We start from the raw sequence: 23,276 nt of genomic DNA on the forward strand, positions 1-23,276 counted from the left end.
TCCATTGCCTCTTGGGGCGAGGACGACATCAGCATTGCATAGCCGGTCATACGGCAGGTCATAAAGTCGGTATGATCGCCGAAGATGGAGTGATGGTTCGAGGTGACAACGCGCGATGCGATGTGCATGACGTTGGGCAGGAACTGGCCGCCCATTGCGTACATCGCCGGGATCATCAGCATCAGACCCTGAGACGAGGTAAAGGTCGTCGTCAGTGCGCCTGCCTGCAGAGAACCGTGGCAGGTACCTGCTGCGCCAGCCTCGGACTGCATCTGGATGACGTCTACGGTCGAACCAAACAGGTTCTTCTTGCCCTTCGCAGACCACTCATCCACCTTTTCTGCCATCGGCGAGGACGGCGTGATCGGGTAAATCGCCGCGACCTCAGTGAAGGCATAGGCCACATGGGCGGCAGCCGTGTTACCGTCCATTACGGCATACTTTTTCTTCATAGGATCTCTCATCTCCTGTATCAATTAAATAATTTCATCCTTATATAAAACATTTGCAATGTTACACACACGGGCATTTTCACGCGAAATCGCACACACGGGCAATCGTCAATTTCGCTCTCACGTCCGTCTCTTGTTTGTTCTGAATTTCGAACAATATTCTTAATTCAGAACCAGTATCTAGATTATAGCACTCTGTTCCCCATCTGTCAATTTTCATTTGCGACAATTTTCACAATTTTTTCTTGACCAAAACGACGGTAAAAGATACATTTTGCCAGACAGGCACGGCAAACGGCTGTATTCGAAAAACTTTTGCGTCTATGCTGGAAATCTGTTGGTTTCTTGCCGGTACTTCTTTGCAACCTGTTGTCAAAAAATCAGAATAAAAATTTTGAAGCACTCCCCTCCTATGATCTAGACGCAATAAAAAAGAGGCTGACCCGAAGGTCAGCCCCATGCAGAGAGAAGAGATCTATCGTAAAGATAGAACGGGGAACGCTTAGTAAAATTTCTTCTTGATTCGTACAAACACCCGCTCGATGCTGTACGCAACCAGGAATACCAGCAGAATTGCAATGCCTGCCGTGCCGTAGTCATACCCTTGCAGGCTGTTGGAAATGACATAGCCGATGCCGCCTGCGCCGACCATGCCCAAAATGGCACACTCGGAAAAGTTGGTCTCCAGACGCATGCCCGCCCAGGCTACAATCTGGGACAGCGATGCCGGAAGCACGGCATTGAAAAAGATGCTCAGGCGACCGGTTCCGGTGGCTTCCAGCGCTTCGATGGTCTCATCCGGGATGCTCTCAAAGCTCTGGGCAAAGGATTTGGTGAAAAATGCCGTGGTATGGACACACAGACCGGCAACGCCGGCTTCCGGGCCCATGCCCAGGCAGACCAGCATGAGCAGTACCCATACAGGTGTGGGAACGGCACGCAGGAAGGTGAAAAAGGACTGGGTCAATGTGGACAGCATGGGAACATGGAAGACATTGCGCGCAGCCAACATACCGAACACAATACCGAGCAGCAAGCTGTACAGCAGGGACAGCACGGCGATGGAAATGGTCTCCACCAGAGAGGACAGTACCAAATCCATCCGGCTCACGTCCAGATGCGCCAGCTGCCAGAACACTACGCCGATATCGGGCACACGCGAGAACAGCTTGGGCCAATCGATGTCCAGATAAATCAGACTGAGCACCGAGAGCACCGCAACTCCGATCAGGAATGCCGGAATAAAGCGGTTACGCTGACGGCACTTGACCGGAATCTTGTGCCGTCCCTGTCTGGATGCCGGAAACGAAATGCACTCGTTATGGTTTTCACTCATTTCAAAATCTCCTTTCGGAGCTTACTGGTCACACGATCGACCGCAATGACCATCACGGCGATAAGCAGAATGATACTCAGCGCAATGTCATACTGAAAGCTCTTGATGTAGGAAAACAGGGTCAGGCCGACACCACCGCCGCCAACCATGCCGACAATGGTGGATGCACGGATATTGACCTCCACGCAGTACAGGAACCAGGACAGAAATCCACTTAGGCAGGACGGCAGAATCGCCTGCGCGACGCGCTGCGGGAAACTCGCGCCGACCGCCTGCAAGCTCTCGACGCAGTCCTGGGACACGTCCTCCATGGTCTCGACAAAGGCACGCACCATAAACGCAAAGCTTGTGATGCACAGGGCGACAAAGCCGACACCGGTGCCGATGCCCAGCGAGGAAAACAGGATAAACGCCCAGACCAGTGCGGGAATGTTGCGCAGGAAGGTGGCAAATCCGCGGACGATCTTGGCAAAGCGCGGGAACGGCGAGACTTTTTCGCTGCCGAACAGCGAAACCACAAATGCCAGAATGGCTGCAACCGTGGTCGCCGACATGGCAAGCGCCAGCGTCACCAGCACACTCTCAAACACACCCGGAATACGGCTGGCCTTGGGCAGCGCCGGAGGCAGAAAGTCCTCGGTGATGAACTCCCAGAACGCGTCGCTGTTGGCAAACAGCGTCATGGGGCTAAAGTCGGTCAGCACCGTGCAGACCGCAAACAGCACAACACACAGAATCAGGAAACCGGTGTACAGTTTTTTTGAGATCACGCGCAATCAGCGGTATTTTTCGCGTCATCCAACTTCCCTCCAATCATCAGGTTCTCGCGCGATGTGCCGTAAATCTTTTCAATCGTCGCCTCGTCCAGCGCTGCCGGAGGGCCGTCAAAGACAATCTCACCCTTGCACAGGCCGATGATGCGGGTCGAATACTTCATCGCCACGTCCAGCTGATGCAGGTTGACAATGCAGGCGATATTGCGCCGCTGCGACAGGTCGCGCAGCAAGTCCATGATGGTCTTCGCACTCGACGGGTCAAGCGATGCGATGGGCTCGTCGCACAGCAGCAGGCGCGGATTCTGCATGATGGCGCGGGCAATGCCGACGCGCTGCTTCTGACCGCCCGACAGGTCGGACGCGCGGTTATAACTGAACTGGTCCATGCCCAGCTCGGTCAGCAGATCGAGCGCTTCGCGCTTATCCTGCTCACTGTACATGCCGAAAATGCCCTTGAGTCCGCTCATATAGCCCAGTCGTCCATGCAGTACGTTTTGCAGCACCGACAGGCTGTATACCAGATTATAATTCTGGAAGATCATGCCTACCTTGCGGCGCAGTCTGCGCAGACCCCGACCGTGCTGACCGGAAACCGCCTCGCCCTCCAGGCTGACGGTTCCGGCGCTGATCGGAATCAGACGGTTGATGGCACGCAGGAGCGTGGATTTTCCCGAGCCGGACGGCCCGATGACCGAGATAAATTCTCCCTCGTGCACCTCGAACGATACATTTTTGAGGGCATGCACACCGTTGGGATAGTGCTTTGATACCTGTTCAAACTTCAAAATGGGTTCCATGTTCTGCCTCCTGCGCCCCATATCCTTAATTAAAATTCGTTGATGATCTTGTTGAGCTCGATGATGTCCTCGTAGTCGCTCATATCACACTCGACAAAGCGTGCGCCCGGTACCTTGATGACATCGGTGAAATACTGCTCGTTGTCGTAGCTGGTCAGGAAGTCGGTCAGCGTCTGACGGGTTGCCTCGTCGACGTGCTCGGCTACAACTATAGCCTCGGCCGGAATCGCACCCGACTCGTAAATGATCTTGACATCATCCTCGGCTGCATTGCCGTTTGCAATCTCAGATGCCAGAATCTGATCGGAGATCGGGACAACATCTACGTCGCCCTTGATGACCGCCTGCAAGCCAGCCTGATGCGAGCCCGAGAAGCTGACTGCCTCGAAGAAGTCACCGTTGGTGTGCAGCATGTCCGAATTGAGGTTGTCGTCCGGGAATGCCTTGATGATCTCCGCGGTGGGTACCAGATTGCCCGAGGTGGAATCGGGATCGACAAAGGCCATGGTCTTGCCCTTGATGTCCTCAATCGAGTTGATTTCATCGTTCGAGCTGCTTGCAATCAGTACAGAGTGATAAATCGCCTTCTCCGGGTCACCGTCCTCGGCCTTCATGACGATGGGTTCCAGATCGGTACGCTCGACGCCCAGTGCCAGCGCCTGCGAGCCCATATACGCCATGTCTGCACTGCCCGTGCGCAGCGCCTCAATGATGGCATTGTAGTCACTCGCCTGAATTTCCTCGACTTCACAGCCCAGCACCGCGCTGAGATCCTCTGCCAGACCGTTGCGTGCGTCCGCGCTCTCAGCGGTGGACTCGTTGGGTGCGTAAGCGATCGTGAACACGCCGTCCTCGCCGCCAGCCGATGCCTGTGCGGTCTCGGAACTGTCTGCATTGGCTGCGCCGCAGCCGGTCAGGGCGGAAAGAGTCAAGGCGGAAGCTGCCAGCAGGCTCATCATCTTTCTGTAATTCATGGTTATGCTCCTTTGCTCATCTCGTAGGTCGGATATACCTTCTCCAAAATGGTTTCAATCATCTCCGGATTGATCTCGACCGGGTTGTTATCTGCGCGGCCGGGTGTCAGGCCGAGTGCAGCCAGATGGTGCAGATCTTCCCAGCGCACACCCCAAGCTTCCAGCGACACCGGCAGACCGGCACGTGCCAGATAGCCGCGGATGCGGTCTTCGAGTTCGTCTGCGCTGCGCACCTGCAAGGCATCGAGCAGAGCGGACAGGTCGGTGATCTTTGCTGCATTGACCGCGAGCATGGGCGCCAGCAGCAGGCTGACTGCCGCACCGTGCGGAATGTGATAGTGCATGGTCAGCGGATAGGAAATCGAGTGGCAGGCAGTCGTCTTGGTGTTGCTGAATGCCAGACCGGCCAGCATGCTGCCCTGTGCCATCGCGTCATGTGCCTGTGCCTTACCGTCCAGCAGGTCATCCATCGCGCCCATGATGGTGCGCACGGCCTGCAATGCCAGCGCACGCGATACGCAGTTGGTCGCACGCGCCCAGTAGCTCTCGACGGCGTGTGCCATGGCATCCAGTGCGGACGAGACCGCAAGACCGATCGGCATGCCCGCTGCGAGGTCGGGATCGACCAGCGCCGCCCAGGCGTAATTGTCCCGGCTCTCGATCGAGCGCTTGCAATCCTTGGTCGGGTCCCAGATGGTCGCCCAGCAGGTCGTCTCGCTGCCCGTGCCCGCCGTGGTCGGTACGCCAATCCACCGCGCTGCCGGTTTGCCGTATTCCTTATTGGAAATGATGCGGCGCAGCGCGTCGGTGTCGGAAATTTCCTTGCCGTACAGGCAGCACAATGCCTTGCCGACATCCATAATACTGCCGCCGCCGACCGCAATCACAAATGCAGGGATGCAGTCCCGGGTCTGGCAGAACAGGTCAAACAGCTGCTCGACCGTCGGGTTAGATTCATTGAAACATACCTTATGTACGCTGTAGATATCGTCCAGTGCGGCAAATGCCGGCAGCTCAAATACCGATTCATTCCAGACCAGCAGCAGAATCTGCGCGCCCTCCGGTACCTGCGACCGCAGCAGCGCTCCGATCTCCTCGACACAGCCCACGCCCTGGATGGTGCGAACCGGATTATAGTACTGGTTCATGCCTGTGCCTCCTCCATACGGTGGTTGATCTCTGCAATCACCGCGGGAAGCTCACAGATGGAGTCGATGACAAAGTCTGCACCCGCTTCGCGGTAACGCTCGGCTGCCTGCTGCTTGCGGCGCTCCAGCTCGTCCGCTGCCATGTCCTCATATTCCTGCTGGGTCAGTCCGAGCAGATTGGAACCGGTCAGAATGCCAACCGTCCAGGTGCCCGCGTTCTTGCCCTCCAGAATATCAACCACGGTGTCGCCTACCTTAACTACAGCCTGCGGCGGGTACACGTTCAAGCGGCGCATGCACTCGAACAGCATAAACGGGGTCGGACGGCTTGCGCCAGTCACGTCGGGCGTGACCACACAGTCGGCCTGATAGCCAAGCTCTGCCGCACGCGGGATGACCTGTTCCATCATCTGCGAAGTGTAGCCGGTGGTCGAACCGATCTTGATGCCCTGCTCACGCAGCGTCATCACGGTCTCTACCACACCCGGAATGGGCGTGCTGTACGCGGTCACGACCTGGAACAGCTCCCCTTCAAAGGTCTGGTACAGATGCTCGACATCGGCATCCGTCCATGCACGGCCGTGAATCTTCTCCCACTGCTCGGTGCCGATCTTGGAGGAAAGCATCTCGCGAATGTGCGCCTTCTTCTCCATGCCCATCGGGCGGTTGATCTCCTCCTTGCTAAAGCACATCCCACCTGCGCGGAACACGCGATTGAAAACCTCTGCCGGTGCACTGGAACCGTAATCCACCGTCGTTCCTGCCCAGTCAAACACGACCATCTGAATCGTCTTACCCATATCCATGTAACACTCCTAATTTCTTGTTTTGCGTCATTTTGCTGTTTACTGCTTGTATTTGCTGTTTACAAGCTGATTATACCCACCATGCCGCCGCACAAACAAGCAGCCTCCAGCAAACAATATGTAAAACCTAAAAGAAGTGCCACCCAGTCTTGCCGTCTTTTCCCCGTCAAATACCGGATTTTCCATCGCTTTCCGCTATTCTCCGCACCAGATCATGCGTACATTTCTTCGCTTTATCTGACCAAACTGCTCATGCATGTCCCGTCCCACGGTTCGGTTTTTGGGGAATTCTCCAGTTGCCGCTCCACTTTGCCGCAAAAAACGGCATTTTGCAGCTGCGAAAAGAGTTTGTAAAACGCATGAAAAAAAGCAGTGCAGACCGGGTAATTTCCGGTTTGCACTGCTCTCTTCACATGACAATATTATTGAATGATGATGCCTTTCTGGGCATATTTTTCGCGTGTCTTCTGCGGAACCTGATCGTCCATGATTAAAATATCTACCTGATCGGGTTCGAGCGCCTTTCTTTTAGAACACTTGCCCAGTTTGCTCGAATCCATGACCGCAATGGTCTGTTTTGCCACCCGTGCAAGCGTCTGGATGATGCCGATTTCATTGAGGCGGAAATCGGTATACCCATTCTTATAGTTGATTGCATTGATGGACAAAAAGGCGATATCCGGGTAATACTGCGCAAATTCCTGCTCGCAGACCGTTCCGTAGGTCGACTGTTCCTGCGCGTCGATCATTCCCCCCACCGCGATCAGGCGGATGTTTGGATTCTGCATCAAGATATTGACCGCCGCGTGATTGTTGGTCACAACCGTGAATTTTTCATTCATGGACGCCATTTCCTGCGCCAAAATGGTGTTGGTCGTACCCGAATTGAGCGCAACCACGCTCTCCGGCTCGATATACGCAAGGGCTTTGCGTGCCGCTTCGCGCTTGAGATCGCTATGGATGACCTCTCTGCCGGTAAAATTGGAGATCGAGGCCAGCGATTCGGGCAAACACGCTCCGCCTCGCACACATTTAATCAGTCCATTTTGCTCCATCAACTTCAAATCACGGCGCACCGTGTCCACTGATACCTGAAGCAGCTGGCTGAGCTCATTGACTTTTACGGTCGATTGCAGCTGAATCTGCTGTAAAATCAGCTCCGCACGTTCATTATAAAGCATTGCTGGTATGTCCTCCCATATCCGGTGCAAACAGCTTTCCAAAATGCCATCCTTCCAGATTGAATGCATCTCGGTGCCGCAAACAAGCTATTCTTATCTTACATCATGCAGGCAAACTTTTCAATGCGGTATTTTGCGGCAAGTTGCGGCAAAATTGCGCAGGCTGCTCACAGCCGCATAAGGCCACCGACACAAAAGCCGAGTCCTGTGACGGGCTCGGCTTTTCGATTGCACTATTTTTATTCGGATACGATCTCGGCATCCGCGAGGTGATAATACACGCCGCCGCTCTCTTCATACGACTGATACTGTCCGGTAACGGTGATCTCGTCGCCCTCCTTTGGGTAATCGTCCGGGTAGGTGTGTTCCCCGGCAAGGACAAACTCGATGCCCTGCGAGCAGCACGCCGTCGCGTCGGCAATGACGACCGCAAAATACGGCGTTCCGCTCTTGGTGTTGCCGTACACGGTGAACTGTCCGCGCATCGTGATGGTCTTGCCCAGATAGTCCTCGGGAAACCGCGTCATGCTGAACACCTCGGCGTAGACCATGGTACTGCTCATGGTGGTCAGGTCGACGGTCTTGCCGATGTTTTCGGGCTTGGGCTGGGTCTGCGGCAGCACATCGCCCGTCGTATCCGTGTTAGACGACGGCGCAGGCGCGTCCGATGCCGGTGCGTCTGTCGTGGTCTCCGGTTTGCTCGCGGTATCCGAAGTCGTGTCCTTCTCGGCTGCATCCAAAATCGCCTGCACCGACCCTGCGGTCTTGGGCGGCTGCTGTCCGCCCGCGCAGCCGCTCAGTGCAGCGGCCACCAGGCACAGTGCAAGGGCATAGATCACCTTTCTCATGCGCGTGCACCTTCCGAGACCTTGCCCAACACGGCAAAGACGATCAGCATGACGATATTGACCACAACGATGGTCGAGCCGACCGGTGTACCTGCGAGGATGGACGTCAAAATCCCCAGCACCGCGCAGATGACCGAGATGACCGCCGCACACAGCATGACCGCCTTGAAGCTGCGAAAAACACGCATTGCCGACACCGCCGGGAAGATGACCAGCGCGGAGATCAGCAGCGAGCCCACCAGATTCATGGCCAGCACGATGATGACCGCGGTCAGCACGGCGAGAAACAGGTTGTACGCCTCCACCTTCATGCCGGTCGCCTTGGCGAAGGTCTCGTCGAAGGTCACGGCGAAGATCTTGTGGTACAGCACGATGAAGGCGACGACAACGATGATGGACAGGATGACACATGCCCAAACATCGTACGCCGACAGGGTCAAAATCGAGGTCGAGCCGAACAGCGTGCTGCATACATCGCCCGAAATATTGGCCGAAGTAGAAAACAGGTTCATAATCAGGTAGCCGATGGCCAGCGAGCCGACCGAGATCATGGCCAGCGCTGCATCGCCCTTGATTTTGGCGTTCTGTCCGCCGCGCAGCAGCAACACCGCGCACAAAATGGTCACGAGCAGCACGAGCGGCATGTTATTGGTCAGGTTCATCACGGCCGCGACCGCCATCGCGCCAAACGCGATGTGCGACAGGCCATCCCCGATGTAGGAAAAGCGCTTGAGTACCAGAATCACACCGAGCAGCGAGGAACACAGCGCGATGAGTACACCGGCAATCAGGGCGTAACGGACAAAGGGATACTGCCAGTACTGGCCGAGTTTTTGCACGATCTCATACATGGGTGTTGTCTCCTCCCTCCTGTGCGATGTGGTGCAGATACTGCGCCTTGGTGCCGAAAAAGGTGGTCTCTCCGATGTGCAGGACGTGGCTTGCGGCCTTGACCGCCGCGCCGACATCGTGCGAGATCATTAAAATGGTGATGCCGTCCTCGCGGTTGAGCTGTTCGATCAGGCGGTACATCTCGGCGGTCGCCGCCGGGTCCAGACCGGACACCGGCTCGTCGAGCAGCAGCATTTTCTGCGTGGCGCACAGGGCGCGTGCCAACAGGACGCGCTGCTGCTGACCGCCGGACAGTTCACGGTAGCAGCGTCCGGCCAGGTCGTCAATGCGCATTTTACACATCGCCTCCTGTGCCATCTGCTTTTCTGTTCTGGTGTAAAACGGCCGCAGGCCGCACCGGCTCTGACAGCCCGAGCGCACGATCTCACGCACCGATGCCGGGAAATCCTTCTGCACCTCGGTCTGCTGAGGCAGATAGCCGATCTCGGTCGGTTTGAGCCCCTCACCCATGAGAATCTTTCCGCTGATGGGAGACTGCAAGCCGAGAATCGTCTTCATAAGAGTTGTTTTGCCGGAGCCGTTTTCACCGACGATGCACAGATAGTCGCCGCGCTCGACCGCGAACGACACATCCTCCCGCACCTTTTTGCCGTCATACCCGACGGTCAGATTTTCACAAGTAAGCTGGGGCATTTGGTTCTCTCCTTACTGCAGTGCCTGCGTCAGCACTTCCAGATTGTGTTCCATGATGGACAGGTAGGTCGCGCCCTCGGCAACATCCTTGGACGTGACCGACTGCATGGAATTCATCGACAGTACCTGCTGGTTTTTGCCGGTCGTGTTGGCGACAACAGTCTCGGCGATCTTATGGTTGGGATTTTCAATGGTCAGCACGTGGCCAAGTCCCAGCGCATCGGTCTTTTCCGCCAGAAAACGGATGGTCTCAAAGCTGGCCTCGGTCTCTGCCGAACAGCCCACAAAGGCCGCATAATAGTTCAGTCCATAGTCCTCGGTCAGGTAGCGGAACGGAAAGCGGTCGCCAAAGACCAGCGTCTTCTTATTCGCCGCGTCCACGGCTGCCTGATACTTGGCATCCAGCGCAGCCAGCTTGTCGATATACGCCATCTCGTTGTCAAGATAGGTCTGCTCGTGTTCGGGGTCGATCTCTCCGAGCTTTTCGGCGATCGCCTGACATACAGCCTGCGCATTTCTCAGCGACAGCCAAACGTGTTCGTCGGTCTCGGCTTCATGGTCGTGATCATGGTCATCCGCGTCGCTGTGTTCCTCGTCCGCATCGTGCGCATGATCGTCGTCATGGTCATGCTCTTCGCCTTCCTCGTGGTCATGGTCATGTTCGGTCTCCTGCATGCCTTCGACCACTTCCTCAAGCTTTACGCTGTCGCCCAGCGTGTCAATGAGGTTGATGACCTTGCGATCCGGGTTGGACGTGCTCGCCAGCGCACTCTCGACCCAGCCGTCCGACTCGCCGCCGACGTAGATAAACAGATCGCACTCGGCAATCTTGATCAGATCGTCCGCCGTGGGCTGGTAGCTATGCAGATCGACACCGTTGTCGAGCAGCATGGTGACCTCCGCCCGCTCGCTCTGGTCGCCCAGGATCTCGCGTGTCCAGTCATACTCGGGGAAAATGGTCGTAACGATCTTGAGCTTGTTATCCTGGGCGGTCGGCTTCTCGCTCGTGCCGCATCCAGTGAACATACCTGCCGCGACGAGCAGAGCCGTGGCGGCAGCAATGATTTTTTTCATACCAGTAAAACCTCCAAAATTATGGTAAAAAGGGAAAAATGGGTATAAAAATACCAGGGTAACGGCAGCACCGCAAAAGCCTACCCCAAATGAGCAGACTTTACCCCTATACACATCCCCGTATTTAATTGGATAGTTTTACCTTCAGTGAGACCAGTGTACACGAGGCAAACAGCCTCGCCGCGCATAGCAGTCCGCCATACAGGACATAGATCACGGCAGCGGCAGCCGCGGCTGCGCTTCCGGTCAATGCCGCCTGCTTGAGCGTCTGCTGACAGCTTGCAATGTGATAACAGATCTGGCAGTCTGGGCCCGTACAGTCATGGTCTGCCTGCACGGCAATGTAGACCGCCGAGGACAGCATGACAATGGCCACTGCCAAAACCAGCAGTGCCGCAAACAGTCTCTTATACTTTTTCATGGCTGTCCCCTCCTGTTCGTTCAATCTTTCTTGCACCGGCTGCAAACACCGCGAATCACGGTGTCCGCCGGGATAATGGTAAAGCCGGCATACTCCTCAAAGTGGCGCATCATCTTTTGCGCCAGCTGGTCTTCCAGATGCACGGTTCGGCCGCACACGGTGCAGCACAGATGCAGCCGTCCCCGGCAGCAATCGGCGACGACATACTGGTACAGGGTCGTACGCGAGCCGTTCTGCGTGTGCTTGCGCACCTTGCCCTCGCGCTCGAGGTCGGCCAGATTGCGGTAGACCGCACTAATGCTGACCTGCTGTGCGCGCAGGCCGTCAGCGATCTGGCTGGCTGACAACAGCTCGTGGCCGTGTGCATTCAAAAAGGCGAGCAGCGCCTCGCGCTGCCTGGTACTGTATCGCGGCAAGATTTCACCCCATCTCGAATTTGCGACAGTTTCGCAAATTATTATACCGGCAGCAAAGAAAGTTGTCAATGGCTAACTCAGATTTCCACAAAAACCCATGTGCTTCCCCTGTCCCTAAAACCGTCCCTCGCTTGACAAACCATACCAAAGCTTCTATACTAGGTAATAGGTTACCTATTTGTGAGAAATGGAGTGATGTCGGGCATGATGCCTTTCGGCCTGAAAATTGCAATCATCAATCGGGCATTCCGCAAAAAAATGGATGAAAAAGCCTCCTCGATGGGTTTGACATCGGTGCAGCTTCGCGTATTGGGCTCGATCAGCCGTCTGGAAGCCGCAGGACAAACCGAAATCCACCAGATCGATCTGGAACGCATTGAGCACGTGACCCACCCGGCCATGACCAAACTACTGCAGCGATTGGAGAGCAAGGGATTTGTCCGCTGTGTCCCCAGCAGCAAAGACCGCAGGTACAAAAAAATCACCTGCACCGACCAATCGGCCGGTATTCACGAGGTCATTCTCGCGCACGATGCCGAGGTCCTGTCCGAGCTGTGTGCAAATTTCACCGAGGAACAAAAAGAGATGCTGACACAGACCATCGGCATGATTTTGAACAATATCGACCTGGAATCCTCGTAAAATCACCCGATTATCGATATTTTTGACCCCAGACTGTGGGCCAAACATGTTCTGTAGGCTCGCAGTCTGATTTTTTAAGCAAATACGTAACCAGTTACTTAATATGCAATCATACGAAAAGGAGAGTCTTTACAAATGGAACACGCTTCGCATCAGGACAAAAGTGCGTTTGCAACCGAACCGGTGGGTCGGCTGATTGCCAAATTCGCCATCCCCTGTGTCATTTCGCTGGTGGTAAACGCACTCTACAACATCGTCGACCAGATTTTTATTGGCTGGGGTGTCGGATATCTGGGCAACGGTGCGACAAACGTCGTCTTCCCCATCACCATCATTGCCCTCGCGCTTGCCGTACTCATCGGTGACGGCGGTGCTGCTTACCTGAGCCTGAAACTGGGCGAAGGTGATCTGGACAGCGTCAAAAAGGGTGTGGGAAATGCAGCCGTCATGATTACCATTGCCGGTATCGCCATGCTGGTCATCACCATCGTCTTTATGAACCCCATCCTGACCCTGTTCGGTGCAACCGACGTGCTGCGTCCGGCCGCGCTGGAGTACGGCTATGTCATTGCCATCGGTCTGCCCTTCACCATGATCTCGACCGCACTCAACGCCATGATTCGTGCGGACGGCAGCCCGAAATTCGCCATGGTCTCCATGCTGCTCGGCGCCATCATCAACACCGTCTTTGACCCCATCTTCATCTTTATCTTTGATATGGGTGTGCGCGGCGCGGCCATCGCGACCATTCTGGGTCAGATTATCTCCTTTCTCGTCTCCATCTTCTACCTTCCCCGCTTCAAGACCTTCCACTTCGACCGCTCGGCGCTGCGTCTGCACAAGCGCGTCTGTCTGAGCGTCCTCAGTCTGGGTGTCAGCAGCTTCATCACCCAGATTGCAATTACCATCGTGATGGCACTCTTCAACAACCTGCTCGCCGTCTACGGTGCGGCTTCGGTTTACGGCTCCGAGATTCCGCTGACCGCCATGGGCATCGTCATGAAGGTCAACCAGATTATGCTGTCCATTCTGGTCGGCATCGCAATCGGTGCGCAGCCGGTCATCGGCTTCAACTACGGCTGCAAAAACTTCCACCGCGTCAAACGCGCCTTTGAAGTCGCCATTGCTGCTGCCGAGATTATCGCCATCATCGCCTTCTTTATCTTCCAGTTCGCACCGATGAGCGTGGTCTCGATCTTCGGTTCTGAGGAAGGTCTGTACAACGAATTTGCGGTCAAGTGCTTCCGCATCTTCCTCATGCTCTGCCCGCTCAACGGCTTCCAGACCGTCGCCGCCATCTACTTGCAGGCAATCGGCAAGCCCATCAAGTCGGCCGTCGTCACGCTGTCCCGACAGATCGTGTTTCTCGTTCCGGTCGCCCTGCTGCCCAAGGCGATGGGTGTTGTCGGTGTACTCTGGGCCGGTCCGACCGCCGATGCCCTGGCCTTCATCCTCGCGCTGGCTATGATCGTCTATGAAATGAAAAAACTCAAAAAAATGGCCGCTTGATTGCTGCAAGCAACCGGAAAAGGAGTGTGTTTGATATGAAAAACCGAGTCATCACCATCAGCCGTGAATTTGGCAGCGGTGGCCGAACGATCGGCAAAAAGACCGCGGAAAAATTGGGCATTCCCTGCTACGACAACGAGCTCATTGGACAGATCGCTGCCCAGAGCGGCTTCAACGAAAACTACATCAAGGATGCCGGTGAGTATGCGCCCGGCGGTCGTCTGTCCTCTGCGCTCTGGAACCGTGCTTTCGGTCCCACCAACGAGGATTATCTGTGGAAAATCCAGTACAAGATCATCACCGATCTAGCCGAAAAAGAACCCTGCGTCATCGTTGGCCGCTGCGCCGACTACATCCTGCGCGACACCGCCGACTGTCTCAAAGTCTTTATCCATGCCGACATGAAATTCCGCGCCGAGCGCATCGTCAAGGTGTACGGCGAGCGCGAATCCTCGCCCGAACAGCGTCTGCGCGACAAGGATAAGCGCCGTGCGGCCTACCATCGGTTCTATACCGATATGAAATGGGGACACGCGCAAAACTACGACATTACGCTCAACAGCGGCACGCTCGGCATCGACCGCTGCGTAGACATCATCGCAAGTCTATACTGACTGTTTCCTCCTGCCCCGTCCGGGTCTTTTTCCGGACGGGGTTTGTCTATATAAACACTTTTTTCATACAATTTTATCTCCCCCAATCCCATGCCAACTTATTGACAAGCCCTGACCGGCGGGATATACTTTGAAGTAGAATTGAATATACAATGGTGCCTGCATATTGCAGGAGAATAGGAAAGCTGAGTGAAAATCTCACACGGTCCCGCCGCTGTAAGGGAAGAGCTGCATTTTATCATGTCACTGGGAAACTGGGAAGGCGAAATGCATCTGTGACGCCCAAGTCAGAAGACCTGCCTTGTATATGCGATTTACACAGGTTACGAACGATGGCCATGTGTAAGAACAGGTTGGCTCACAAGCGCTCAATTCTACCACGCTTGCGCGAATGAAACCTCTTGTTCTCCTGATGGCCTGTCAGTGATCTGACAGGTTTTTTTGTACCGTACGCGGTACGTGTCCAAGCCAGAAAGGAGCGAACAGAAAAAAAAATGAGCAAATCCCACTTCACCCGCACAGAAAAACGCATGATCGCGCTTTCCGGTGCGCTTGCCCTCGCGGTCGGCATCGCACCGATCGGTCAGGCCATGCACATCATGGAAGGCTACCTGCCCGCCGCTTACTGCATCGGCTGGGGCATCTTATGTGTCCCCTTCCTGATCGCCGGTTTGCTGTCCATTCAGAAAACCCTGCGCGAGCGCAGAAACCTCATCACCCTGCTGGCCATGTCCGGCGCATTCATCTTTGTCATTTCTTCGCTGAAGATCCCCTCGGTCTCGGGCAGCTGCTCGCACATGACCGGCACCGGTCTGGGCGCCATCCTCTTCGGCCCCACCGCGGTCTCCATCCTCGGTCTGATCGTCCTGCTCTTTCAGGCGCTGCTGCTCGCGCACGGCGGTCTGACGACGCTGGGCGCGAACACCTTCTCGATGGCCATTGCAGGCCCGTTCGTATCGTTCGGTGTGTACTCGCTGTGCAAAAAGTGCAATGTCAGCAAAAAGGTCAGCGTCTTTTTGGCCGCAGCCCTTGGTGATCTGTTCACCTACTGCATCACCGCCGGTCAGCTGGCGCTCGCGCACCACGCCGACACCACCATCCTCGGCGCATTCGGCAAGTTCCTGCTGGTCTTTGCACCGACCCAGCTTCCCCTCGCCATCATCGAAGGTCTGGTCACCGTGCTGATCGTCATGGGTCTGGAATCGTACGCCGCGCCCGAACTGCGCGCCATCGGATATTTACGGGAGGCTGAGTGATATGAAAAAGAGTGTCATCGCCATCATTCTGGCCATCTGTCTGATTGCCCTGGTTCCGCTCTTCGTCCTCAAGGATGCGGAGTTCGGCGGCTCGGACGATGCGGGCAGTCAGGTTGTCGAACAGGTCAACTCCTCCTACGAGCCCTGGGCGACCCCCATCTTGGAAGCTGCCATCGGTCGCGAGCTGCCCGGAGAGGTCGAAAGCCTGTTTTTCTGCATTCAGACCGGCATCGGCGTGGGCGTGATCGCCTTCGTGATGGGCCGTCTGGTCGAGCGCAAAAAATGGATGAAACAGCAAAAATAACCCTCCTATGAAAGGAAATTCGCATGATCGTCATAGATAAGCTTTGTTATCAATCGAAGCTTAGATATGAGAATGCCGGAGAAAAATTCGCCTTTGCAGTGCTCACCCTGCTGATCTGCGTGGTGAGTCGTTCCATTGCAGTGGCGGGAATCGTCTTAGCCGTTACAGGGACTCTGACCGTCGCAAAGGGAGGAGTCCCTGTTTTGCGTTACCTCAAATTTCTGACCATCCCGCTGGCATTTCTCTTTCTGAGCACCGCCGCTATCCTCTTTCATATCAGCCGCACGCCCATGGACCTCTTTGCCATTCCGCTCGGAGGCTGGTACCTGACCACCAGCATGTCCTCCCTGCACTATGCCGTGCAGCTCATTTTGACCGCGCTGTCCGCGGTGTCCTGTCTGTATTTCCTGTCCTTCACTACGCCCATGACCGACATTCTGGAAGTCCTGCGCCGTCTGCACTGTCCCAAGCTGCTCATCGAGCTCATGCTGCTCATCTACCGCTTCATCTTCGTGCTCTTGGACACGGCCTCGGCCATCACGACTTCTCAGCACTGCCGTCTGGGTAACCGGGACTACAAAACTGCACTCAAATCCTTCGGTCTGCTCGGTTCGGCACTCATGCTGCGCGCGGTCACACGTTCCAACCGGCTGTACACCGCCATGGAAGCCCGCTGTTATGACGACACCATCCGCGTGCTGTCCGAAAACCATCCGCCCAAAAAATCGGTCATTGCGGCCATCGTGCTGTTTGACAGCGCACTCATCGCGCTGGCCATCTGGAGTAAATATTTGATATGAACACTGACGTCATCTTAAAAGCACAGGATCTCTTCTTTTCCTACGACGACGGCGCGTCCTATGCGCTGTCCGGCCTGTCCGTCGACATCCACCGCGGACAGAAAATCGCCCTGATGGGCGCAAACGGCAGCGGAAAGTCCACCTTTTCCCTGTGCTGCACCGGCATCTGCAAGCCCCAGCGCGGCACGCTGTACTTTCACGGCCAGCCGGTCGCCTACGATAAAAAAAGCCTGCTCGCGCTGCGCAGCAAGGTCGGCATCGTCTTCCAGGACCCCGACAACCAGCTCTTTTCGGCCAGCGTCTACCAGGAGATCTCGTTCGGTATCTTAAACCTCGGCGTGTCTGAGCAGCAGGCCAGAGACGAGGTCGAGGCGGTCATCGGTGCGCTGGAAATCACCCCGTTCCGCGACAAACCGACTCACGCGCTGAGCGGCGGACAAAAAAAGCTCGTCTCCATCGCGGACATTCTGGTCATGCATCCCGAGATCATCATTCTCGACGAACCCTCTGCCGCCCTTGATCCCAAGCACACCCAGATGGTCAACCGCATCGTCGCGCAGATGACCGAAGCCGGCATCACGGTCATCATGGCCACCCACGATGTCGATTACGCGTACGCTTGGGCGGACGAGGTCATCCTGTTCCACGAGGGCAAGGTACTGCTGCACGGTGCGCCCGACGTGGTATTCTCTGATCACGACGCGCTGCACAAGACCAATCTGCACCCGCCCACCGTGCTCTCCCTGTTCGAGCGTCTGTGCAACAAGGGTGTGTTATCCCCTGACCTGCCCTGTCCGCGTGATCTGGACACGCTGGAAAACTACTTAACAGACGCGATGCATAAATAACTGCGCACACAGCCGCATGGCATACCCGCCGTGCGGCTTTTTTTCGTCCTGACAAACGCCGGGCGATGTGCTATACTTTTGCTATACACCAAGAATTGGATGTGATGTATCATGTTACGCCTGGGTATTCTGGGAACTGGAAAAATTGTACAGGAATTTCTGCCCCATCTGGCCGAACTGGACTTCGAAGCGGTGTCCATTCTGAGCACACCGCGCAGCGTGGAACGCGCCGAGCGGCTGGCCGCACAGTACCACATTGGCCGATGTGTGACCGACTACGACGAGATGCTGCAAAGCGAGGTCGACGTGATCTATGTCGCCCTGCCCAATCATCTGCACTTCTCTTTTGCGGGGCGGGCACTCGAGCACGGCAAACACGTCATCTGCGAAAAGCCCATGACCTCCAACGTGGACGAGCTGCGCACGCTGATCGACGTGGCAAAAAAGAACCGCGTCATGCTGCTCGAGGCCATGACCCTCTATCACCTGCCCGCCTATCAGGCCATGCGGCGTGACCTTGCCAAGCTCGGCCCCATCAAGATTGTCAGCCTCAATTACAGTCAATACTCTTCTCGCTATGATGCCTTCCTGCAAGGCATTGTCCAGCCTGCCTTTGACCCGGCACAGTCGGGCGGTGCGCTCATGGACATCAATGTCTACAACATCCACGCGCTGGTCGGCCTGTTCGGAAAGCCTGCCGCGGTACAGTACGCGGCCAACATCGCCCGCGGCATTGACACAAGCGGCATTGCGCTGTGCCGCTATCCGACCTTCCAAGCCGTGTGCGTCGGCGCTAAGGACTGCGCTTCCCGTCAGACCTCGGTCATCGAGGGCGAGCGCGGTGTACTGTCCATCGAAGGGCCGGTCAGCTGCATGACCGGGTACACGATCGACTACCACGACGGACAACGTGAGGTACACGAGGAGAACAATCCGCCCTACCGCATGGTACCCGAATTTCAGGCTTTCGCCCGTATCTTAAACGAACAGGACTGGGCATACCATGACACGCTCATGGCGTACAGTCTGGAATCTGCCCAGATCCTCGAGGATGCACGCCGGTGCGCCGGAGTGCGCTTCCCCTGTGACTCGTTTTAATCCAAAAACAGAGAGGACAGACCGTTTGGTCTGTCCTCTTTTTGTTTTCTCCCCAAATAACAAGGAGCCAGGGACACACAGCGTGCATCCCTGGCTCGAAAAATGAAGATTGGGGAAATCTTATGATTTGGGCGTTACTTAACTTCCAGAACTGCCTCGCCAGCCTCGACCGTACCGGTCTTGAGAAGATCGAAGGACTGGTAAGAGTCGGAGTTGGTGACGATGACCGGGGTGACCGTGCGGTAACCTGCATCGATGATCGCCTGTGCGTCAAACGAGCCGATCAGGTCGCCCTTCTTGAGCTTGTCGCCGTCCTTGATGGCGATTTCAAACGGTGCGCCGCCCAGCTGTACGGTGTCGATGCCCATGTGGATGAGCAGCTCAACGCCGCCGTCCAGTACCAGACCGACCGCATGCTTGGTGCCAAATACCGTGCTGACCGTGCAGTCTGCCGGTGCGTAGACCTTATTGTCGGTCGGCTCCACTGCGAAGCCCTCGCCGACCATCTTCTCGGAGAATACGCCGTCCTCGATCTGCTCGAGCGGAATGACGTTACCGGTCAGCGGGGATGCGACGATGGTTGCAGCGCCGGTCTGTGCGGTCTCTGCCGCCGGTGCTGCCGGAGCGGACTCTGCGAGGTTGCTTGCGGGCGATGCCAGATAAGCCTCGAGATCGGACTTGATGACCGATACGCGCGGGCCGTAGACGACCTGCACGCCGGTGCCCTTGCAGATGACACCCGATGCGCCGGTATCCTTGAGCATCTGCTGATCGACCTTGGCTGCTTCGTGTACGGTGCAGCGCAAGCGGGTGATGCAGCAGTCAACGTCCGAGATGTTGGCCTTGCCGCCCAGACCCAGCATGATCTGACGGGACAGTTCATCGTCGCCGCCGTTCTGACCCTCGGCCTCCTTGCGTGCGTTGACGTCCTTACGGGTGTACAGCTTGATCTCGCTGTCGTCGCGACCCGGGGTCATATAGTTGAACTTCTTGATCATGAACGAGAATACGAAGTAGTACAGAACGAAGTAGACGACACCGACGACCGGAATCCACAGCCAGCTGGTCTTCTCATTGCCCTGCATGATGCCGAACAGAGTCAGGTCGATCAGGCCGCCCGAGAAAGTCAGGCCAACGCCGACGTTCAGGATGTGCATGATCATATAGGATGCGCCTGCGAAGACACAGTGTACAACGTACATTGCGGGAGCGACGAACAGGAAGGTAAACTCCAGCGGCTCGGTAATACCGGTCAGCATGGAGGTCAGTGCAGCCGACAGCAGCAGGCCGCCGACAACCTTACGGTTTTCCGGCTTTGCGCAGCGGTAGAGCGCCAGCGCTGCACCGGGCAGGCCGAAGATCATGAGCGGGAACTTACCAGCCATGAAGCGAGTTGCCTCAACCGAGAAGTGCTGGATGCCCGGGGTTGCCAGCTCGGCAAAGAAGATGTTCTGTGCACCCTCGACCAGCTGGCCGCCGACCATTGCCGTGCCGCCGAGCGCGGTCTGCCAGAACGGGATGTAGAATACATGGTGCAGGCCGAACGGGATGAGCGCACGCTCGATGAAGCCGTACAGCCAGGTGCCTGCGTAGCCCGATGCCAGAACGAAACCGCCCAGAGCGTTGATACCGGTCTGGATAACCGGCCAGATGTAGTACATCGCGATACCGACAACCAGATAAACCGCAGCCGAGATAATCGGGACAAAGCGGGTGCCGCTGAAGAAGGACAGTACCTGCGGCAGCTGAATCTTGTAATACTTATTGTGCAGGGCGGCAACGCCGAGACCGACCAGAATACCGCCGAACACGCCCATCTGCAGCGAGTTGATGCCGACGACGCTTGCAGTTGCACCGGACAAGTCAGGTGCGCCGAAGTCGGTAATCATCGCGCCGATGGTCGCATGCATGACGAAGAATGCAATCGCTGCCGACAGTGCTGCGACTTCCTTCTCCTGCTTGGCCATACCGATGGCCGCGCCCATGGCGAAGATAATGGGCAGGTTGCTGAATACGATCGAGCCTGCCGCGTTGAGTACCTGCAAGATGGCATTGATGAAGGTACCCGGGCCCATGATGCCCATCAGCCCGTAGGCTTCGAGCATGGTCTCATTGGTGAACGATCCGCCGATGCCTAAAAACAGACCGGCAACCGGCAGAATGGCGATGGGCAGCATGAACGAGCGTCCAACACGCTGCAATACGCCAAAGATCTTGTCTTTCATTTGCTTACTCCTCCTTTTTTGTAAACCCCATGGATAAACCAAGTCGGTGCAGATGGACGGTCAGGAAGGTGATCTCCTCGGGCGGCAGGCAGATGTCGAAGCTCTCTTGAAGATGCTCTCGAATCTGCAAGGCACACTCGTAATCACTCCGGTAGCGCCGTGCGACCATGGACTGGAACTCGTTGTCATCCTCGGGTGTGTAGCGGTTTTGGGTCATGCGCTGACCGAGGAATTTCAGGTGGGTGATGAACCGTCCATAATCGAGCGACTGCTCGTCCAGCTTGCAATCATAATAAGACTCGACGATCTCGATGATCGTGCGAATGAATTGGGTGATCCGAACCATATCGGACATTCTGCCGTCAATCTCGGCATTGACCAGGTGCAGGGCGATAAATCCCGCCTCGTCCCGCGCCAGCCGGAAGCCCAGTCGACGCTCGATGATATCAAGCGCCTGCTCTCCCAGGGCATACTCTGCGGGATAGAAATTGGTAATCTCCCACAAAAGCTGATTGGGATAGGTGATGCCGTTGCGCATGCGCTCGACGGCAAAACAGATATGATCGGTCAGGGTAATATAAACGTTTTCACTCAGGCGACGGCCCAGCTGTTTTTCCGCAGTCTCGATGATCTCGGTACTGACATCGAGAAACTCGGGCGGGACATCGGATAACAATTTGCTCAGACGGCTGGAGTGTTCCGGGCTGCGCATGGCGTAAATACGCTCCACATTGCGCGCCGGAACCAGGTCGCCCGGGTGTTTTTTAAACCCGATGCCAAGTCCCCGCAGGATGATCTCCCGTCCCCCATCGTCGTGCGCCAGCACGTAGTTATTGCCGATGACCCGACAGATGCGATAGGGCTGTCCGTCGGGACGACCAGGTATTGTCATAAGCACTCCTTCAGCACATCGGCGATGGCCTGTGCGGCCTGCACTTCATCCGGCCCTTCAATCGTCACCGTGACCGTGTCCCCGTGCCGGATGTTCATGCCCAGCACACTCAGCGGGTAAATGGCTTCGGTCTCGTCCCCGTGGGCTGCAATCACGATTTTACTCTGAAAAGCACCTGCTGCCTGTGCCAAACGCTCGGCAGGTCGGGCATGAATGCCGATCGGATCGGCGATCTGGTGCTCCAACTTTTTCATGTGCATCTTCCTTTCTCACTGCATTTTGTGCAGAAAAATAAAAAAGACCAAACATCCGGATATAAAATTGCCACATATCCAGTCGTTTGGTCTTGCCTGCATCACCAGTCACAAGCCGATGTTTAATTTCTGTACTTAGCATACTTGACTCGTATGCCGTTGTCAATCGATTTTTTGTAATTTTGAATTTTTTTGTGAACTTAACCAATCCAATTCGTTAAATTTTAGACAGTTTGTTGAGGAAACCCCGGACGTGTTTCGACATTTTTACCGAAACAGGCAGACAAAAAGACACCCGGCAAAGGGGAAAGCCGGGTGCCTTTTGGTGTGAGAAGTGCTTCTCCGCACAGGTGATGATGTGCCGATAAAGCGGGTTTGGGTGGTTTTTATGATGGTTTTTTGTTGATTGACGCAAAAAATGACTTAGAGCGACTTGAGGTAAGATGCAATCTCCTCGTCCTTGCAGTTCGGGTAGAAGTACTCTGCGAAGTGTGCGCCGGAGATGGTCTCCTTGAGGAACTGCTGGTCGATCTCCTTGAGGATGGTCATGATGGGCTTATGGGTAACCTTCTTGACCTCGTCGAGGATCTTCTTATTTCTCTGCTCGGGCTCGCGGCGCTCCTTGGGGTAACCGCCGCCGAACGGCTCGGAGAACAGCTTAGCGAAGGTGTCACGCAGGTTGATCTCTGCGCCCCAGCCGAAGCCCTGTGCAAACGGCATTGCGATGCAGTTGCCGTCGTTTACCTGACCGAACAGGTATGCGTCCAGCGGGCCCGTCACGTGGCCGCACAGTACGTTCGGGAAGGAGTTGCAAGCCAGCATTGCGCCTTGGCCGGTGCCGCAGCCGGTGACAACAAAGTCAGCCGCGCCGCTCGACAGCAGGATGCTTGCCAGCAGGCCGTTCTTAACGTAGGTCAGCTGGGTCTCGTCGTCTGCTGCATACATACCGTAGTTGTCTACGGTGTGGCCAGCCTTCTCGGCCTCTTCCTTCAGGATCTCATAGATCTGCGCGTTCTTCGCAGCCTGAGAATTCTCGTTAATCAGTGCAATCTTCATGACT

The 23,276-nt window shown here is 55.9% G+C and carries 25 protein-coding genes, 1 pseudogene and 1 riboswitch; of the genes and pseudogenes, 8 read left to right on the top strand and 18 right to left on the bottom strand.

The window, feature by feature from the left end; genetic code table 11:
- The 14 genes and pseudogenes from B5D52_RS14180 to B5D52_RS14245 form a co-directional block, all read right to left on the bottom strand.
- A pseudogene (locus tag B5D52_RS14180) lies at window positions 1-452 on the bottom strand (pyruvate:ferredoxin (flavodoxin) oxidoreductase); the annotation flags it as partial.
- Window positions 453-954: 502 nt separating this feature from the next.
- Complete coding sequence (locus tag B5D52_RS14185; RefSeq protein WP_016148481.1) at window positions 955-1,788, bottom strand: PhnE/PtxC family ABC transporter permease; 834 nt, start codon at window positions 1,786-1,788, stop codon at window positions 955-957.
- Window positions 1,785-2,558 carry a phosphonate ABC transporter, permease protein PhnE gene (gene phnE, locus B5D52_RS14190; protein ID WP_016148482.1) on the bottom strand — a complete coding sequence of 258 codons (774 nt, stop codon included), beginning with the start codon at window positions 2,556-2,558 and terminating at the stop codon, window positions 1,785-1,787. The genes B5D52_RS14185 and phnE overlap by 4 nt, the downstream gene beginning before the upstream one ends.
- Complete coding sequence (phnC, locus tag B5D52_RS14195; protein WP_016148483.1) at window positions 2,555-3,361, bottom strand: phosphonate ABC transporter ATP-binding protein; 807 nt, start codon at window positions 3,359-3,361, stop codon at window positions 2,555-2,557. The genes phnE and phnC overlap by 4 nt, the downstream gene beginning before the upstream one ends.
- Window positions 3,362-3,390: 29 nt before the next feature.
- Window positions 3,391-4,335 (bottom strand): phosphate/phosphite/phosphonate ABC transporter substrate-binding protein, encoded by a 945-nt coding sequence (locus tag B5D52_RS14200; RefSeq protein ID WP_016148484.1) that lies wholly within the window; start codon window positions 4,333-4,335, stop codon window positions 3,391-3,393.
- 2 nt (window positions 4,336-4,337) lie between these two features.
- The gene (locus B5D52_RS14205) at window positions 4,338-5,483 is read right to left on the bottom strand and encodes a phosphonoacetaldehyde reductase (protein WP_016148485.1); all 1,146 of its coding nucleotides are present in this window, start codon (window positions 5,481-5,483) and stop codon (window positions 4,338-4,340) included.
- A complete protein-coding gene (phnX, locus tag B5D52_RS14210) occupies window positions 5,480-6,283 on the bottom strand; it encodes a phosphonoacetaldehyde hydrolase (RefSeq protein WP_040332975.1) in 804 nt (267 codons plus the stop codon). The genes B5D52_RS14205 and phnX overlap by 4 nt, the downstream gene beginning before the upstream one ends.
- 428 nt (window positions 6,284-6,711) lie before the next feature.
- On the bottom strand, window positions 6,712-7,470 hold the full coding sequence (locus tag B5D52_RS14215; RefSeq protein WP_016148487.1) for a DeoR/GlpR family DNA-binding transcription regulator: 759 nt from the start codon (window positions 7,468-7,470) through the stop codon (window positions 6,712-6,714).
- Between the two features lie 239 nt (window positions 7,471-7,709).
- Window positions 7,710-8,318: a hypothetical protein gene (locus B5D52_RS14220; RefSeq protein WP_016148488.1), complete on the bottom strand. Its 609-nt coding sequence runs from the start codon at window positions 8,316-8,318 to the stop codon at window positions 7,710-7,712.
- Window positions 8,315-9,169, bottom strand: coding sequence for a metal ABC transporter permease (locus tag B5D52_RS14225; protein ID WP_016148489.1), 855 nt, complete (start codon window positions 9,167-9,169; stop codon window positions 8,315-8,317). Before B5D52_RS14225 ends, B5D52_RS14220 begins: the two co-directional genes overlap by 4 nt.
- Entirely contained in the window at window positions 9,162-9,863 is a 702-nt protein-coding gene (locus tag B5D52_RS14230; RefSeq protein ID WP_016148490.1) for a metal ABC transporter ATP-binding protein, read from the bottom strand. The genes B5D52_RS14225 and B5D52_RS14230 overlap by 8 nt, the downstream gene beginning before the upstream one ends.
- 12 nt (window positions 9,864-9,875) lie before the next feature.
- The gene (locus B5D52_RS14235; protein ID WP_016148491.1) at window positions 9,876-10,937 is read right to left on the bottom strand and encodes a metal ABC transporter substrate-binding protein; all 1,062 of its coding nucleotides are present in this window, start codon (window positions 10,935-10,937) and stop codon (window positions 9,876-9,878) included.
- Window positions 10,938-11,061: 124 nt separating this feature from the next.
- On the bottom strand, window positions 11,062-11,358 hold the full coding sequence (locus B5D52_RS14240) for a hypothetical protein (RefSeq protein ID WP_016148492.1): 297 nt from the start codon (window positions 11,356-11,358) through the stop codon (window positions 11,062-11,064).
- Window positions 11,359-11,378: 20 nt separating this feature from the next.
- Window positions 11,379-11,774: a Fur family transcriptional regulator gene (locus B5D52_RS14245; protein WP_040332877.1), complete on the bottom strand. Its 396-nt coding sequence runs from the start codon at window positions 11,772-11,774 to the stop codon at window positions 11,379-11,381.
- Window positions 11,775-12,032: 258 nt separating this feature from the next.
- On the opposite strand from B5D52_RS14245, the gene B5D52_RS14250 reads away from it, so the two are divergent.
- The 8 genes from B5D52_RS14250 to B5D52_RS14285 all read left to right on the top strand — a co-directional run bounded on the left by B5D52_RS14250 (window position 12,033) and on the right by B5D52_RS14285 (window position 18,845).
- A complete protein-coding gene (locus B5D52_RS14250) occupies window positions 12,033-12,416 on the top strand; it encodes a MarR family winged helix-turn-helix transcriptional regulator (protein ID WP_242825655.1) in 384 nt (127 codons plus the stop codon).
- Between the two features lie 135 nt (window positions 12,417-12,551).
- Window positions 12,552-13,925: an MATE family efflux transporter gene (locus B5D52_RS14255; protein WP_016148495.1), complete on the top strand. Its 1,374-nt coding sequence runs from the start codon at window positions 12,552-12,554 to the stop codon at window positions 13,923-13,925.
- Between the two features lie 35 nt (window positions 13,926-13,960).
- Window positions 13,961-14,539 carry a cytidylate kinase-like family protein gene (locus B5D52_RS14260; protein ID WP_016148496.1) on the top strand — a complete coding sequence of 193 codons (579 nt, stop codon included), beginning with the start codon at window positions 13,961-13,963 and terminating at the stop codon, window positions 14,537-14,539.
- Window positions 14,540-14,674: 135 nt separating this feature from the next.
- Window positions 14,675-14,857, top strand: a riboswitch (cobalamin riboswitch).
- A gap of 176 nt (window positions 14,858-15,033) precedes the next feature.
- Window positions 15,034-15,795, top strand: a complete 762-nt coding sequence (locus B5D52_RS14265) for an energy-coupling factor ABC transporter permease (protein WP_016148497.1) — start codon at window positions 15,034-15,036, stop codon at window positions 15,793-15,795.
- A complete protein-coding gene (locus B5D52_RS14270) occupies window positions 15,788-16,099 on the top strand; it encodes an energy-coupling factor ABC transporter substrate-binding protein (protein WP_370814889.1) in 312 nt (103 codons plus the stop codon). Before B5D52_RS14265 ends, B5D52_RS14270 begins: the two co-directional genes overlap by 8 nt.
- Before the next feature lie 23 nt (window positions 16,100-16,122).
- Complete coding sequence (cbiQ, locus tag B5D52_RS14275; protein ID WP_016148499.1) at window positions 16,123-16,899, top strand: cobalt ECF transporter T component CbiQ; 777 nt, start codon at window positions 16,123-16,125, stop codon at window positions 16,897-16,899.
- Window positions 16,896-17,747 carry an energy-coupling factor ABC transporter ATP-binding protein gene (locus B5D52_RS14280; protein ID WP_016148500.1) on the top strand — a complete coding sequence of 284 codons (852 nt, stop codon included), beginning with the start codon at window positions 16,896-16,898 and terminating at the stop codon, window positions 17,745-17,747. The genes cbiQ and B5D52_RS14280 overlap by 4 nt, the downstream gene beginning before the upstream one ends.
- 111 nt (window positions 17,748-17,858) lie before the next feature.
- Window positions 17,859-18,845 (top strand): Gfo/Idh/MocA family protein, encoded by a 987-nt coding sequence (locus tag B5D52_RS14285; RefSeq protein ID WP_016148501.1) that lies wholly within the window; start codon window positions 17,859-17,861, stop codon window positions 18,843-18,845.
- 134 nt (window positions 18,846-18,979) lie between these two features.
- On the opposite strand, the gene B5D52_RS14290 is transcribed toward B5D52_RS14285, so the two are convergent.
- The 4 genes from B5D52_RS14290 to B5D52_RS14305 all read right to left on the bottom strand — a co-directional run bounded on the left by B5D52_RS14290 (window position 18,980) and on the right by B5D52_RS14305 (window position 23,272).
- A complete protein-coding gene (locus B5D52_RS14290; RefSeq protein ID WP_016148502.1) occupies window positions 18,980-21,070 on the bottom strand; it encodes a PTS sugar transporter subunit IIABC in 2,091 nt (696 codons plus the stop codon).
- Window positions 21,071-21,074: 4 nt separating this feature from the next.
- Window positions 21,075-21,962 carry a BglG family transcription antiterminator LicT gene (gene licT, locus B5D52_RS14295; protein WP_016148503.1) on the bottom strand — a complete coding sequence of 296 codons (888 nt, stop codon included), beginning with the start codon at window positions 21,960-21,962 and terminating at the stop codon, window positions 21,075-21,077.
- Window positions 21,959-22,216 (bottom strand): HPr family phosphocarrier protein, encoded by a 258-nt coding sequence (locus B5D52_RS14300; protein ID WP_016148504.1) that lies wholly within the window; start codon window positions 22,214-22,216, stop codon window positions 21,959-21,961. Before B5D52_RS14300 ends, licT begins: the two co-directional genes overlap by 4 nt.
- Before the next feature lie 423 nt (window positions 22,217-22,639).
- Complete coding sequence (locus B5D52_RS14305; RefSeq protein WP_016148505.1) at window positions 22,640-23,272, bottom strand: RpiB/LacA/LacB family sugar-phosphate isomerase; 633 nt, start codon at window positions 23,270-23,272, stop codon at window positions 22,640-22,642.
- Window positions 23,273-23,276 lie beyond the last annotated feature (4 nt).

The sequence above is a fragment of the Butyricicoccus pullicaecorum DSM 23266 genome, assembly GCF_900167005.1.
Lineage (GTDB): Bacteria > Bacillota > Clostridia > Oscillospirales > Butyricicoccaceae > Butyricicoccus > Butyricicoccus pullicaecorum.

Bases quoted from the DNA above. Each gene is read 5' to 3' on its own strand.
- B5D52_RS14250 (WP_242825655.1), top strand. From the start codon at position 12,033: ATGGATGAAAAAGCCTCCTCGATGGGTTTGACATCGGTGCAGCTTCGC.
- B5D52_RS14260 (WP_016148496.1), top strand. From the start codon at position 13,961: ATGAAAAACCGAGTCATCACCATCAGCCGTGAATTTGGCAGCGGTGGC.
- B5D52_RS14235 (WP_016148491.1), bottom strand. From the start codon at position 10,937: ATGAAAAAAATCATTGCTGCCGCCACGGCTCTGCTCGTCGCGGCAGGT.
- phnC (WP_016148483.1), bottom strand. From the start codon at position 3,361: ATGGAACCCATTTTGAAGTTTGAACAGGTATCAAAGCACTATCCCAAC.
- B5D52_RS14255 (WP_016148495.1), top strand. From the start codon at position 12,552: ATGGAACACGCTTCGCATCAGGACAAAAGTGCGTTTGCAACCGAACCG.
- B5D52_RS14305 (WP_016148505.1), bottom strand. From the start codon at position 23,272: ATGAAGATTGCACTGATTAACGAGAATTCTCAGGCTGCGAAGAACGCG.
- B5D52_RS14215 (WP_016148487.1), bottom strand. From the start codon at position 7,470: ATGCTTTATAATGAACGTGCGGAGCTGATTTTACAGCAGATTCAGCTG.
- B5D52_RS14220 (WP_016148488.1), bottom strand. From the start codon at position 8,318: ATGAGAAAGGTGATCTATGCCCTTGCACTGTGCCTGGTGGCCGCTGCA.
- B5D52_RS14290 (WP_016148502.1), bottom strand. From the start codon at position 21,070: ATGAAAGACAAGATCTTTGGCGTATTGCAGCGTGTTGGACGCTCGTTC.
- B5D52_RS14280 (WP_016148500.1), top strand. From the start codon at position 16,896: ATGAACACTGACGTCATCTTAAAAGCACAGGATCTCTTCTTTTCCTAC.
- B5D52_RS14265 (WP_016148497.1), top strand. From the start codon at position 15,034: ATGAGCAAATCCCACTTCACCCGCACAGAAAAACGCATGATCGCGCTT.
- phnX (WP_040332975.1), bottom strand. From the start codon at position 6,283: ATGGGTAAGACGATTCAGATGGTCGTGTTTGACTGGGCAGGAACGACG.
- B5D52_RS14205 (WP_016148485.1), bottom strand. From the start codon at position 5,483: ATGAACCAGTACTATAATCCGGTTCGCACCATCCAGGGCGTGGGCTGT.
- B5D52_RS14285 (WP_016148501.1), top strand. From the start codon at position 17,859: ATGTTACGCCTGGGTATTCTGGGAACTGGAAAAATTGTACAGGAATTT.
- B5D52_RS14200 (WP_016148484.1), bottom strand. From the start codon at position 4,335: ATGAATTACAGAAAGATGATGAGCCTGCTGGCAGCTTCCGCCTTGACT.
- B5D52_RS14240 (WP_016148492.1), bottom strand. From the start codon at position 11,358: ATGAAAAAGTATAAGAGACTGTTTGCGGCACTGCTGGTTTTGGCAGTG.
- licT (WP_016148503.1), bottom strand. From the start codon at position 21,962: ATGACAATACCTGGTCGTCCCGACGGACAGCCCTATCGCATCTGTCGG.
- cbiQ (WP_016148499.1), top strand. From the start codon at position 16,123: ATGATCGTCATAGATAAGCTTTGTTATCAATCGAAGCTTAGATATGAG.
- B5D52_RS14230 (WP_016148490.1), bottom strand. From the start codon at position 9,863: ATGCCCCAGCTTACTTGTGAAAATCTGACCGTCGGGTATGACGGCAAA.
- B5D52_RS14300 (WP_016148504.1), bottom strand. From the start codon at position 22,216: ATGAAAAAGTTGGAGCACCAGATCGCCGATCCGATCGGCATTCATGCC.
- B5D52_RS14185 (WP_016148481.1), bottom strand. From the start codon at position 1,788: ATGAGTGAAAACCATAACGAGTGCATTTCGTTTCCGGCATCCAGACAG.
- B5D52_RS14225 (WP_016148489.1), bottom strand. From the start codon at position 9,169: ATGTATGAGATCGTGCAAAAACTCGGCCAGTACTGGCAGTATCCCTTT.